We start from the raw sequence: 13,281 nt of genomic DNA on the forward strand, positions 1-13,281 counted from the left end.
TCATCACCCTATCATATTTTCAAGGTAAGCACGGGTCTTCTCATGGATCTGACGGGCCTCCTCCTCGGTCTTACCCTCAAGGGTTATCCTTATATAGGGTTCTGTCCCTGAGGGTCTTACAAGAACCCAGCTTCCATCCTTCATCGATATTCGAACCCCGTCTATAGTATTGATCTCTGCAGCGTCGGTGAACTCATGGCTGAGTTCAGAGGCCACCCTCTCCATTACGGGCCCCTTCTTATCATCGGGGCATGGAATTTTATCCCTTATATTGGGGTAGGATGGGACCTCATCCAGGAGCATCGAGAGGGGGCCCTTCCGTGAGATGAGCTCGGCCACCCTGAGGGCTGAGAGTATCCCATCGGGGCACATGCAGAAGTCGGGGTGCAGCCAGGTCCCTGATGGTTCTCCTCCGAAATTAGCGCCCTCCTCTGCGATGGAGTTTGCCACATGAACGTCACCCACCCGTGTCCTTATGACCTGACCGCAGTCTCCAAGGCATTCATCCACACAGAGGGATGCATCCACAGTTGTGATGATCTTGCCCCCTATCTCCCTTGCCATGAGGGCCAGGAGTTTATCGAAACTTGCGAACCTTCCCCTGTCATCCACCGCCACCATCCTGTCGGCGTCGCCATCATGGGCTATCCCCAGATCAGCCCCCGTTGATCTGACAGTCTCCATGAGCTCAGAGAGGTTCTCAGGGACAGGTTCAGGGTCACGGCCAGGGAAAAACCCATCAGGCTGGGAATTAAGGGTCACAACACTGCAGCCGGCCATCCTGAATATGAGCGGTGATAGGTGGGAGGCTGCACCGCAGCCACAGTCAATTACCACCTTGAGGGGTTTTTCTATATTGACCATTCCAGCGACGGCATCAGCATAGTCATCCCTGAGGTCAGCTTCCTTCACTGAGCCGAGGCCATCCCATCCCCTCATCTTAAATTCTCTGGAATGAATGATTGATTCTATGATGCGTTCCTGTGATGGGCTGTAGGCCATTCCATCTGGGTTCCAGAGCTTTATGCCATTGTAGGGTGCGGGGTTGTGGGATGCTGTTATCATTACACCGGCGTCGGCACCCAGCCTTGAAGTGGCGTAACCAACAAGGGGTGTTGGCACCATTCCGAGTCTGATGACGTCACAGCCACACTCGATTATCCCTGCAATCAGGGCACTTTCAAGGAGCTGGCTGGATGTTCTCGTGTCATAGCCAACAACGACCTTACCCCCTCCTAGGTGGGTTGCAAGGGCCCTTCCAACATCCACCGCAAGTTCAAGCGTCACCTTCTCCCCAAAGCGACCCCTTATGCCAGATGTCCCGAATAATCGCTTTTTCTGCTTCATTTTAAGCCCCGAATTTTTCTTTTCTGTTCATGAGGTCAAGTAGTATGTCCATGACGTCAGATCCCTTTATCCTGCATAGACCGCCAGCAGCCGCGGCCCTTTCACCGAATACACTCACATCATCAACCCTGACCTCTGGCCCGTTTATTGTGATGGGGACAGGGTCCCCTGTGTGGTCCCTGACGGATACCGGTGTTGAATGGTCCGCAGTGAGTATGAAGTAGATGTCATCGCGTATAATGTCACCGAGGATGGAGTCAACCATCTCTATGAACTCAACCTTACCCTCAAGGTCCCCATCATGTCCTGCCTCGTCTGCACCATCTATGTTTATGAGCAGAAACTCGTATTCATCATCAAGGGCATCTTTTATCGCATTCTTTATACTCTCCAGGTCGGTGTCTGTACCCCCGGTGGCCCCTTCAACATCAATCACATCCATTCCTGCGATGTGCCCTATACCCTTTATGAGACCTGTCTCAGCGATACAGGCTGCTCTAAGACCGTAACGGTCCTCAAATTTTTCAACGTCAGGAACAGCACCCGCACCTCTTGGCAGTATTATATTTGCAGGCGCTTCTCCATTTTTGATTCTTTCGGTGTTCACGGGATTGTCCCTGAGGATTTCATAGGATTCCCTCACAAGTATGTTAAGTATATCGGCGGTTTTCTGTGATTCAGGGGATCCATCAAGGGCCTTCACCTTCTTTGGGGGCTTTCCTTCAGTTTTGGGGTCTGCATCTGATACATTATCACCCAGCCCGGGACCTCTGAGGACCAGGACGGCCCTGTGGCCTGTTGACTCCCTGAAGATTATTTCAACGTCCTCAAATCCATCGAGGGTCATTGAGTTGATGGCCTCAGCTATCTGGGATGTCCCTGATCTTATTCTTCCTGCCCTCCTGTCGGTTATCACAAGGTCATCGTCTGCGGTTGCAAAGTTGCATCTGAATGCAATGTCCCCTGGCCTCACATCCAGCCCCACGCCCGCAGCCTCGAAGGGACCCCGTCCGGTGTATACAGTGTAGGGGTCATATCCCAGTATGGATAGGTGTGATGTGTCGCTTCCTGCACGGATCCCGGGTTTTATGGGATCCATTATACCATTGATACCTGAACTGGCCAGCCTGTCCATATTGGGGGTTTTCGCGGCCTCAAGAGGTGTTTTACCTCCGAGGCTTTCAATGGGGCGGTCGGCCATTCCATCTATTATCATTATTACCCCTTTCATGATTTACCCACCTTCCTAAATTTATGGATCTCTATGCTAATAAAATCCCTATAAATGCCCCTGTTACTGTTGCAAGGAGGTTCACATGCTCATTGTTGAGGTACTTTCTTCTCTCAAGGACGGCCCCCAGAAGGCTGTCCATGAAGCACCCCACAGTACCTGCAATCACAGCTATTTTCATTGATTTAAATGGATCTGGACATACACCAAGCATAAACGCTGATAAACCAATTATACCAGCCCCAGCTATCCCTGCGGCGGTTCCAGCAACGGATATGCCTCCATCAGTCCCAGGTTCCACCCTTTGGAGTGTTGTTATGAGGCGTGGTGTCTGCAGAACACCGATTTCACTTGCCATGGTATCAGCGGTTGCCGTTGCAACGGATCCTATGAACCCTCCGAAGAATCCATCATAGTATCCAAAGGCAGCCATTACAAAGGGCACTATTCCATTGGATATAACATTCTTGGCACTTCTTGTTCCCTCAAAAACTCCAATGGATTTCTTGTATTCATGCCTGTATTTTGTTGAAAGAAGGCCGAGAACCAGAAAAATAAAAATTAGAATCAACCAGTTAAAACCGGCAGATAATATTATGAGCAAGCCCATAATGACCATGAAAAGGGATCCCCATACATCAAGCGCACCTCTCTGGTATGTTAAAAATCCAATGAATACGCACAGAAGCACGTATCCAATGTTAAGGTCTGTCATGGGGGTCCCGGTCCATGTTTCAGGCTGGTTCCTCTAGAACCCTTGTTTTTATTATCTCAACCCTCTTGAGGGGGTATATCTTCTTTGCCTGGTGGTATATCTCTGAGGCGATCTTTCCTGTTACAACACCCTCCACGAATTCCTCGAAGGTCTTTTCGGAGGCTATCTCCTTCACTTGTTCCTCTATGCTCTGCCTCATGTATTTCTGCTGTGAGGACTTGGCCCTCCTGATTGTTATGGCCAGTGGATGGACCTTAAGCTTGTAACCATCCTTTGTTTCAACTATAACTGGGGCATCAACTCTGCTTGTACCCCTCCTTATCATGCTTCTGACGTAGTCTGTTGTGACCTGGTGGCCTATGAATTTGGTGGTCGCCTCACTCCCGGCAACGTTGTTTATCTGGAACTTCAGCTTGACGTACTGCTTTGAAAAGTCGCCTGTCAGTTCCCTCATTGTTGCCTCAACCCTCCTCTTGAGGAGGAAATCAGGGTCCCTTGCGGGTGTTGTTCCTATTTCGTTTTCTCCGAACATTTTAGGACTCTTTATCACATACCATTTCTTCTCTTTCCATGTATCACGTACTCTCCTTCTTCGAGCCTTTGCCATTATATCACCTTAAAATTTAACACCGTAAAAGCAGCTGGTTTAATCTAATTCAAAAAATTCATCTTAACTGGTTAAACCATGATAGGAAGTTTCTACACCGCCAGTTATGAATAGTCTATAATTATGATGAGGCAGTATTTAAACCTTGACATCATGGGGTATATGGTTTACCTTAAGCGGGGATTCACCTGAACTGCTGGGGTCCACTTTTGTGGGGGTGCGTCTGGGGTCTTCAGATGGCAGAGTTCATGAATTCGAAGTGCCTCACCCATCTTTTCAGAACCTCATCAACCGGCCCCTCGTCTGCCACAAATTTTAAACCAGCATCCTCGATTCCTATCTTCCCTTTCAAGCCCACCTGGACGGCTATTACAACATCACAGTCCATTATGGAGTCGAGAACCTTCCTCCACTGATGTTTATCATCTTCAGCAATATTAACCGTTCTCTCCTCCACGAATTCCATTTTTCCATCACTGTAATCATATATTAAAAGTTTTGACGCCCTTCCAAAGTGGAGGTCCACCTCCTCACCGTTGGAGGAGGCGACTGCTACCCTCATACTACTCCCCGCTGTGAATCCTCTTTATGAGTTCGGCCACGTTTTCCCCGAAGCGCCTTATGGTTTCGATTCCCTCATCATCGTCCTCAACCTCGCCTGGGGCCCATCCAAATACCATGTTCCAGTAGGTTGAACCGGGGACTATCATGTCATTTATGAAGTAGAACATGAGGAGTTCCTGTATCGTTGCTGTGTGACCTCCCCTCCTTGCAACCGCGATGGGACCCCCCACCTTCCAGCTGAGGAATCCATCTGAGACCCTTGAAACCATTCCGATACGCTGGAGGGCTGACATGAGGTCACCCCTGGCTGTGCCAAAGTAGACAGGGGTTGCAACTATCAAGCCCTCGGCATCCCTTATCCTATCGATTATCCCGTTTAGGCCATCATCGATCTTGCAGCGGTGCTTTTTTGCACAGCTGAGGCAGGCACGGCAGGACTCTATATTCATCCCCCTGAGGGATACTATCTCACATTCAACACCATGACTCTCCACCGCATCCCTGCAGTGCTCAAGGACCATCATGGTGTTGCTTTTCTTCCTTGGACTTGCAGATATCATTAAAACCTTCAAGGACATTCCTCCATATTTTCATTAACATCAGCGCCGCTGAGGGCACTCTGACAGCTACAGGCAGGGTCGCTGGGAAGCTTCAAAATTGCCCCCTCAAGTGTGTCGATGAGATCCTCTCTCCTCTCCTCCATAACCTCAAAGACCTCTGTGATGGTGAGCTTTGAGGGGGATATGGATGCAGCGTAGTTTGATACCAGGCATATGCTTGCATAGCACATCTCGAGTTCCCTTGCAAGTACAGCTTCTGGGATTCCAGTCATCCCAACAACGGTGCCCCCAAGTGACTGGAACATCCTTATCTCGGCGGCTGTTTCGAACCGAGGCCCCTCGGTGCAGACGTATACACCCCCATCAACTGCACCCGAGGACTTCACAAGTGCAGAGCGAAGGTCCCTGCAGTAGGGTTCTGTCATATCCACGTGGACTGTCCTCTCATCATAGAATGTTGAGGGCCTGTTTTTTGTGAAGTCCAGGAAGTCGTCCGGGACGACAAATTCACCGGGCCCTATGGATTCTTCAAGGGAACCCACTGCGTTTGTTGCCAGTATCTGTCTGACACCCAGCTTCTTCAAGCCCCAGATGTTTGCCCTGTAGTTGACCATGTGGGGTGGGCTCTCATGCCCCTGGGAGTGCCTTGGCATGAATGCCACATCCCTGTCATGAAGCCTGAAAACTGATATTTCCGGTGTTTTGCCGTATGGTGTCTCCAAGGATTCCCTTCCGATTATTCTTCCATGCTCCACTATCTCGTATACCCCTGTGCCTCCGATGAGCCCTATCATTGATTCACCGCCAGACTATCCCTTTGCAACTCCCAGTGGAAGCATCCTTGCAACAAGCCTGGATATGCCGGTTTCATGGGTTGTCCTCACCACCAAGTCAACATTCTTGTAGGCACCGGGGGCCTCCTCTGCAACCACTGGCATGGATGTTGCCCGCACATAGATGCCCTCACTTTCAAGTTTTCTCTGCACCTCCTCTCCACGGTAGGTTTTCTTTGCACCGGCCCGGCTCATCTTTCTTCCTGCCCCGTGGGCGGTTGAACCGAAGGTTTCCTCCATTGCAACCTCTGTTCCGTGGAGCAGGTAGGATGATGTCCCCATGGTACCTGGAATTATGACCGGCTGACCGATCTTTCTGTATTCAGCGGGTATCTCCTTTCTGCCCGGTCCAAAGGCCCTCGTGGCTCCCTTACGGTGGACGAAGAGCTCTGTATCACGTCCCTTTACAGTGTGCACCTCCCTCTTTGCTATGTTATGTGCCACGTCATAGACGATCTCCATCTCCATGTCCTCTGCACTCATCCCAAAGACACTTTCAAAGGACTCCCTCACCCAGTGGACTATCATCTGACGGTTGGCCCAGGCATAGTTGGCTGCGGCTGCCATGGCCTGGAAGTAATCCATGGCCTCATCTGAATCCACTGGGGCGCAGGCAAGTTGCCTGTCAGGTATGTTTATCTTGTACCTCCGGTATGCCTTGTCCATGAGCCTCAGGTAGTCTGAGCATACCTGGTGGCCGCATCCCCTTGAACCTGAGTGTATCATAACGGCGACCTTGCCGGGGCTCACACCGTAGGCGGCGGCTGCCTCCTCGTCGAATATTTCATCTATCATCTGGACCTCCAGGAAGTGGTTACCTGATCCAAGGGATCCCAGCTGGGGTATGCCTCTCTTCTTGGCCTTATCGCTGACCTTATCTGCACTGGCATCATCCATTTTGCCGTTCTCCTCCAGGAATTTGAGGTCCTGATCCCATCCGTATCCATTTTCAACGGCCCATTTTGCCCCGTTTTCAAGAACCTCATCGATTTCACCGGGCCTGAGCCTTATCTTTCCCTTGCTCCCGACACCTGATGGTACGTTGGTGAAGAGGGTGTTTATGAGTTCCTTTATCTTTGGCCTAACATCCTCATGGTCCAGATTGGTCCTGACCATGCGGACACCACAGTTTATGTCGAATCCAACACCCCCGGGGCTTATGACTCCTGTGCGGGCGCTGAATGCACCCACACCCCCTATGCTGAACCCGTATCCGAAGTGTATATCTGGGAGTCCAATTGAGAACTTCTGGATCCCTGGGAGGCATGCAACGTTTGCCACCTGATCAACAGCCCCCTTCTCAAGGTCCCTGAGGGCCTCATCTTTCAGGAATATTCTTCCAGGAACTCTCATTCCCTTCTTGTATGATGTTGGAACTTCCCAGACGGATTCTCTCACCTTAACCAGCTCTTCCCTTATATCCATACGCATCATCCTCTCTACTTATACATTACAGGTCCAGAATAACTCTTGCCTTCATCAAGCCATCCTCTTCAAGGATATCCATCATGTGAAAGGTCACGGCTTTAACCTCATCACGCCTCTCATGGTGGTCCTTGATCACCTCTCCTGAGGCTTTACCGCTAAGACGCAGACCATCATAATCTTCAGTTATCTTAACTTTGAACTTACTGAATAAAATAAATTCAGTGTCATGTATAAAGAGGAGTTCATCAAGCCAGTCATAGAGCAGCGAAACCATATCCTCGGATTTTATTTTCACTCTCCTGCTTTCCTCTGCTTTGACAAGTGATGTGTCTGTCATTATCTCGAACATTGCAAGGGCGGCGTTTTCAAACACCTCTTCGGGTGTATGGCCATAGGCCCAGTATCCTGCATCTGCAGTAACATCAAAGAATTCAAACCTTTTCATGGGGGACTCTCCATTTATCTGATTCAGAGAGGAATGATTATTTCATCCACTGGTTAGTTTTCAGATGCTCTCTATCTCTTTTTTTAAATAAATCTCCGGTGAAGATGATAGTGGAGTGGTAGTATGCACAGTCTCAGGAAACCAAACAGTATCAGGAGAAGGTTCTGGCTGCTGACGGTGGCTGGTGTTGATCCAAGGTCATTCATCTTAATCTCAGTTGTGATTTCTGTCGTAGTCTGGGGCCTTCTCATGGTGGCGGGAGGGGCCAACTCCAACTGCCCTGCAGGGGTCTGATCAGTCCAGGCACCTCTTAAGTTCGTCCCTGCTGAATCTGGGGATCACAATCCTCGAATTACCACGAACACCCTTACCTGTCAGTCTCGTGTCAATGAGTCTCAGAAATTCAAGCTTCTCAATTGTCCTGTTGAATGACGAGTAACTAGCCCCTGTCCTCTCATAGAAGAGCTCATAGAGCCTGCCAGCGGTTATGTCGTCATCCTCTGCCTCAATTATACTGATGAGAAACTCTCTTTCCTGACTGTTGAGTGTCCTCACGGTGTGCATGAGGTTAACCGGCCCGGTGCTCCTCACAGCCCTTTCAAGGTGTTCCTCGGTTATTACAGGTGAGGCATCGGCCTCTGCAAGGTTTCCGCATACCCTCAGGAGGTCTATGCCGTAGCGCAGGTCCCCGGTATCCACGGTGTGATCGGTTATTCTCTCTATGAGTTCATCGGAGATCACACCTGGATAGAAGCCCACCCTCACACGATCTCTAAGGATATTGAATATCTCCTCACGGGTGTAGGGTGGGAATATGATCTCCTGGGGTATGAATATGGAGTTGACGTTTTTATCAAGGGCGTACCTGAATTCAATGTCAGATAAAACCGCGAATACACCGGTTCTAACGCCCTCAAACACCTCATGGGCCCTCAGTATATCGTACAGGACCTTGTTGGCGTTTTTACTGTAAAAGAGGTGGTTTATATCATCCAGGGCCACCACCAGCGCCCTGTTTTCACTGGCCAGGTGCTGCATTATCGCCTGGTAGATCCTGGAGAAAGGTACACCTGTTTCAGGGGGCTGATGTCCGAATATTTTGCTGTAAATCTGGGAGAAGATACCGAATCTTGTGGTGTGAAGCTGACAGTTTATATAGCAGCAGACAACGTTTTCGGATGTTGACTCAACCATCTCAAAGATCTTTTTGATGGCGGTGGTCTTACCTGTTGCACAGGACCCCAGTATAACGGCATTCACGGGTCTTCCATTCCTCAGGGCAGGCCTTATGCAGACTGCAAGGGCCTCCATCTGGGATTCCCTGTACCTGTAGTTCTCAGGGACATAGTCCGGGTCAAAGGCATTCATATACCTGAAGATGGTTTCATCATGAAGCAGTATATCCCTTATATCCTTCATATTCTTCACAGTTTATTTTAAATGGCCATAAGGATTTTTTCAGAGCACACATGAAATCATCAGAATGATTTATATGGTAAGAACTTAATAAGGTTTTATCTGGATCTGTTTACTTAGATTGAGAATTGCATGAGTTGAGGGTAAGGATTTAATAATGTTTTATCTGGATGATACCCGCTTTAATGAGATGACGTCCCTAATGACTCACTTTAAATTAAAGGGAAATAAGATCCGCATTAGTTTTATGATGATGTCTTTGCTGCTGGAATCACTCCTATGCATTCTGATAACTGATGAATTTAATCAAGTAATGGAAATGATTATGTTCCTCGCTTTACAAATCATCAGGGGGAGAACATGGTTAGGCAGCGCATTTATGCACTGTAGCCTCCTTAAGGTTACCATTTCTCTATCTGGATTCTTCCATTCCTTTCAATCCACTCTATCAGTCTCTCAGCATATTCGAGTTTGAGCCTCTTAACTGGATCCGCCCTTCCTGTTTCGGAACCCATCTCAGGCCTTGAGTACCTGGTTACAACTTCACCGAAGTCCATGCCGGCAAGTATCACGGTTTCTGCACCGAGGGCCTCTGCAAGGAAAACGGCCCGGTCACCATCCGTGAAGCCCCCAAAATTGTATATGCATCCATAGGGGACACTCTGGGTTGTCCCTATAAAGTTCTTGAGGCATGGCAGATACTTCCTGAGCGCCTCAAGGTTGTTGCCATGGGCATGAACCACCAGGGAGGCCCCCCTCCTGTTGGCCTCAATTATATCCTCCATTCTACCGTCAAGGTCCGTCACGATTATATGGGGGACTAAACCCTCCTCAAGAAGCGCTGTTGTCGCACCATCTGCTGCCACTATGGTGACATTCCCTCTGACCTCTTTGAATCTTTTAACGTGTTTCCTGAGTGATGGACCAGCACCGAATACGATGAAGTCCAGTGAGGGAACCCTCAGGATTTCGGGTCCCGGGCAGCCATGCTCCCTCAGGAAGGATTCCAGGTAGAATGCAGACTCCTCATCGGCCCTCCTGCTGAATCCAAAGTCATCAAGTATTCGCCCATACCATTCGAGCCAGACTTCCATTTCCATGGGACAAATCTATCAGGGGAGATATATGATTCTTTTGATCAGACTTTCTGGTTCCATCCAGGTAGAGGCCGGTGACCCCCATGTGTTCCTCCAACTTGAACTTTATGGCATCATCACATGTGTAAATCTTTTTAAATGCACGATTAAAAATAAGTACAGGTTACAGAATCCACTTGAATCTGGAGGTTTTTTGGAATGGATGAAACACTGCTTATGATCCCCGGGCCAACACGGGTGGCCCAGAGAGTCCTTAAGGCAATGTCAGAGAACATTGTTAACCACAGGAGCGCACTGTTTGGTAAAATACTCACTGAAACAACTGAGATGATGTCAGATGTCTTCAGGACAAACAATAAATCTTACCTCCTAACAGGGTCGGGGACAGCTGCCATGGAGGCGGCGGTTGCAAACATCATCGAACCAGGTGACAAAATCCTGAACGTTGTTGGAGGCAAATTCGGCCAGCGGTTTGCACAGATAGTTGAGGCCTTCGGTGGAGAATCAATAAGGATAGACGTCGAGTGGGGCAGCGCCGTCAACCCCGATGAGATAGGATATATGCTTGAGGAGAATGACGATATAAAGGCGGTCACCGTTGTCCACAATGAGACATCAACCGGTGTTGCAAACCCAATAAAGGAGATAGGTAAGATAATGGCGGATTACGACGCCCTCTACATAGTTGACACGGTCTCATCCCTCGGTGGGGACGAGGTTGAAGTTGACGGCTACGGCATAGACATCTGCGTGACCGGCTCCCAGAAGTGCCTTGCAGCCCCACCCGGCCTGGCAGCCATAACACTCAGCGACGACGCCTGGAAGGTTGTTGAATCAGTGGATAACCCCAGGACATACTACCTGAACCTCAAGAGGTACAGGAAGAGCGGGGATGCCGAGCCACCTGAAACCCCCTACACACCAGCAGTCTCACTTATATACGCAATGCACGAGGCACTTCAGGTGATAATGGAGGAGGGACTCAGCAACAGGATAAAGAGGCATAAACTGGCAGCTGAGGCAACCAGGAATGCTGTAAAGGCCCTCAACCTTGAACTCTTCCCTGATGAATCGGTATCATCCACCACGGTGACGGCCGTTAATCTACCTGAGGGCGTCACAGATGGAGAACTCAGGGGAACAATGAGGAACAAGTACCACGTTGAACTCGCAGGGGGCCAGGACCACCTGAAGGGCAAGATATTCAGGATAGGCCACATGGGTAACATAACCCACAGGGAACTTATAACAACATTCTCAGCCCTGGAGATGACCCTGAGGGAACTGGGCTTTGAAGTTGAAATGGGAGAGGCAGTGGCCGCGGTTGCCGACACCTACCTCCCTGAGGATGTCTGAACGGATTATTTTCCTTTAATTCTTTTTTAAGGCCAAAATTCCTTTTTTCATCCAGTTAAGGATCTACAGATCTGGAAGGGGTATGTTCTCCTCTTCAACCATTAACTCCACTAGATAGGGTTCTCCTGAATCAAGGCCCCTCTCAACGGCCCCTGCAACGTCACCAATTTCATAAACCCTCTCTGCACCTATACCATATGCACCTGCAAGTTTAACAAAATCAGGGTTCCTCATCTTAACAGAGTAGCTTGCACCGTATTTCATCTCCTGCCACTGCCTTATAACATCAAGTTGCCCGTTGTTCAGTATGCACATGGTGATTCCAAGGTCCAGTTCAGCCACGGTCCCGAGTTCCTGCATGGTCATCTGGAAACCCCCGTCCCCCGCCACCAGCAGAACATCATCATCTGGCCTTGCAAGTTTTGCACCCACTGCAGCAGGCAGGCCATACCCCATGGGTCCGAACCCCCCGGAGAAGAGGAGGCTGCGCTCCCTTAGAACCCTCCTGTGGAGGGTGACCCAGGTTGTGTGACTTCCAGCGTCACTGACCACAACCGCATCTGGGGCAGCATCTAGGATGCTGCGGACGGCTGAGGAGGTCTTAAGGGTTTTCTCTTCGCCAAGAGGTAAATCATAGAGGGGAGGATTTTTTTTCCTGAAGTCATGAAGTTCCCTTAACCATCTTACAGGATGTTTCACATGAATACCATGCATCAGAAAGTCCTTTACATTCATATTTAACCTGAAATCGCCCCTAAGGACATTGGGGTCTGTATTAACATGTATAATCTGGGGGTTACCAATCGCCGCTGAGGTCCTATCTGAGAGTCTTGAGCCGAGCACGAGGAGAACGTCACATTCCCTTGCAGCATAGTTTCCTGTGGGAGTCCCCCTTGTCCCTGTCATTCCAAGGCAGAGTGGGTGGTCCTCTGGGAGAACACCCCTCCCACTGTAGGTCGTCACAACCGGGAGCTGGTTTTCAGTGATAAACTTCCTGAACTCCTCAAGGGCTCCTGCCCAGATTATGCCCGCGCCTGCCAGGACCAGGGGCTTTTCTGCTGATCTCAGAACCTCAATGGCATCATTGGGGTCTGGTGTTTTACCTGGTGTACTGGGGGGTTTTTCAATGGTCTTCACCCCCTCCTCAAGCACATCCTTGGGGAGGTTGATGTGCATCACCCCGGTGACTCCCCTATCAAATGCATCGAGGGCATCAATAAGCGCCAGGGTAGCATCATCTCCATTGAAGGCTGTTCGACTGCTCTTTACAACTGGACTGAAGACACCCTCTATGTCTGTCTCCTGGAACCTGCCCCCACCTTCACCCCTGGGAAGGTCCCCTGTTAGAGCTATGAGGGGCACAGAATCGGTGTTTGCAGCGGCTACTCCCATAACAAGGTTCAGGGCCCCGGGGCCGCCGGTGGCCACGCATATACCTGGCCTTCCAGAGGCCCGGGCGTAGCCGTCTGCAGCATGTACAGCCCCCTGTTCGTGCCTCATGAGAACATGCTGGATCCCTGATTTTCGGAGGGCCTCGTAGAGGGGGAGTATCTGTTCACCGGGATGCCCGAATATGTGGGTGAAACCTGCCTCCTCAAGCATCTCTGTGAGGACCTCTGCGCACACCTTCATGACTTCAAGTATATTCTGCCAACTATTTAAATCATGAAATAGAAAAATTA

At 49.7% G+C, this 13,281-nt stretch carries 14 protein-coding genes; 2 read left to right on the top strand and 12 right to left on the bottom strand.

Translation table 11 applies throughout. The features are described from left to right. Positions 1 to 3 precede the first annotated feature (3 nt). The 9 genes from glmM to QFX30_RS02835 form a co-directional block, all read right to left on the bottom strand. Positions 4 to 1,347 (bottom strand): phosphoglucosamine mutase, encoded by a 1,344-nt coding sequence (glmM, locus tag QFX30_RS02795; protein ID WP_300487918.1) that lies wholly within the window; start codon positions 1,345 to 1,347, stop codon positions 4 to 6. A 1-nt stretch (position 1,348) separates the two neighbouring features. Further along, positions 1,349 to 2,578 carry a 2,3-bisphosphoglycerate-independent phosphoglycerate mutase gene (locus tag QFX30_RS02800; RefSeq protein WP_300487921.1) on the bottom strand — a complete coding sequence of 410 codons (1,230 nt, stop codon included), beginning with the start codon at positions 2,576 to 2,578 and terminating at the stop codon, positions 1,349 to 1,351. Between the two features lie 31 nt (positions 2,579 to 2,609). Further along, positions 2,610 to 3,293, bottom strand: a complete 684-nt coding sequence (locus QFX30_RS02805) for a TIGR00297 family protein (protein ID WP_300487924.1) — start codon at positions 3,291 to 3,293, stop codon at positions 2,610 to 2,612. A 19-nt stretch (positions 3,294 to 3,312) separates the two neighbouring features. After that, positions 3,313 to 3,900, bottom strand: coding sequence for a 30S ribosomal protein S3ae (locus QFX30_RS02810; protein ID WP_300487927.1), 588 nt, complete (start codon positions 3,898 to 3,900; stop codon positions 3,313 to 3,315). A 232-nt stretch (positions 3,901 to 4,132) separates the two neighbouring features. Next, positions 4,133 to 4,462 (bottom strand): NifB/NifX family molybdenum-iron cluster-binding protein, encoded by a 330-nt coding sequence (locus QFX30_RS02815; RefSeq protein WP_300487930.1) that lies wholly within the window; start codon positions 4,460 to 4,462, stop codon positions 4,133 to 4,135. A gap of 1 nt (position 4,463) precedes the next feature. Further along, positions 4,464 to 5,042, bottom strand: a complete 579-nt coding sequence (locus tag QFX30_RS02820; protein ID WP_300487933.1) for a flavodoxin family protein — start codon at positions 5,040 to 5,042, stop codon at positions 4,464 to 4,466. Next, positions 5,033 to 5,818, bottom strand: coding sequence for an S-methyl-5'-thioadenosine phosphorylase (gene mtnP, locus QFX30_RS02825; protein WP_300487936.1), 786 nt, complete (start codon positions 5,816 to 5,818; stop codon positions 5,033 to 5,035). Before mtnP ends, QFX30_RS02820 begins: the two co-directional genes overlap by 10 nt. A gap of 15 nt (positions 5,819 to 5,833) precedes the next feature. After that, positions 5,834 to 7,282 carry an RtcB family protein gene (locus tag QFX30_RS02830; protein ID WP_300487939.1) on the bottom strand — a complete coding sequence of 483 codons (1,449 nt, stop codon included), beginning with the start codon at positions 7,280 to 7,282 and terminating at the stop codon, positions 5,834 to 5,836. A 25-nt stretch (positions 7,283 to 7,307) separates the two neighbouring features. Beyond that, complete coding sequence (locus tag QFX30_RS02835; RefSeq protein WP_300487942.1) at positions 7,308 to 7,730, bottom strand: archease; 423 nt, start codon at positions 7,728 to 7,730, stop codon at positions 7,308 to 7,310. Positions 7,731 to 7,853: 123 nt separating this feature from the next. Here QFX30_RS02835 and QFX30_RS02840 point away from each other — a divergent pair, with 123 nt between their 5' ends. Then, positions 7,854 to 8,024 carry a hypothetical protein gene (locus tag QFX30_RS02840; protein ID WP_300487944.1) on the top strand — a complete coding sequence of 57 codons (171 nt, stop codon included), beginning with the start codon at positions 7,854 to 7,856 and terminating at the stop codon, positions 8,022 to 8,024. Here the strand turns inward: QFX30_RS02840 and QFX30_RS02845 are convergent, their stop codons facing one another. Both QFX30_RS02845 and QFX30_RS02850 read right to left on the bottom strand, forming a co-directional pair. Continuing rightward, the gene (locus QFX30_RS02845) at positions 8,025 to 9,149 is read right to left on the bottom strand and encodes an ORC1-type DNA replication protein (protein ID WP_300488245.1); all 1,125 of its coding nucleotides are present in this window, start codon (positions 9,147 to 9,149) and stop codon (positions 8,025 to 8,027) included. Between the two features lie 398 nt (positions 9,150 to 9,547). Next, the gene (locus tag QFX30_RS02850; protein WP_300487946.1) at positions 9,548 to 10,246 is read right to left on the bottom strand and encodes a 6-hydroxymethylpterin diphosphokinase MptE-like protein; all 699 of its coding nucleotides are present in this window, start codon (positions 10,244 to 10,246) and stop codon (positions 9,548 to 9,550) included. Between the two features lie 195 nt (positions 10,247 to 10,441). On the opposite strand from QFX30_RS02850, the gene QFX30_RS02855 reads away from it, so the two are divergent. After that, positions 10,442 to 11,599: an alanine--glyoxylate aminotransferase family protein gene (locus QFX30_RS02855; protein WP_300487948.1), complete on the top strand. Its 1,158-nt coding sequence runs from the start codon at positions 10,442 to 10,444 to the stop codon at positions 11,597 to 11,599. Between the two features lie 63 nt (positions 11,600 to 11,662). Here QFX30_RS02855 and QFX30_RS02860 read toward each other — a convergent pair whose 3' ends face one another. Then, entirely contained in the window at positions 11,663 to 13,231 is a 1,569-nt protein-coding gene (locus QFX30_RS02860) for a thiamine pyrophosphate-binding protein (RefSeq protein WP_300487951.1), read from the bottom strand. Positions 13,232 to 13,281: the final 50 nt, after the last annotated feature.

It is taken from the genome of Methanothermobacter sp., from assembly GCF_030055435.1.
Classification (GTDB): Archaea; Methanobacteriota; Methanobacteria; order Methanobacteriales; family Methanothermobacteraceae; genus Methanothermobacter.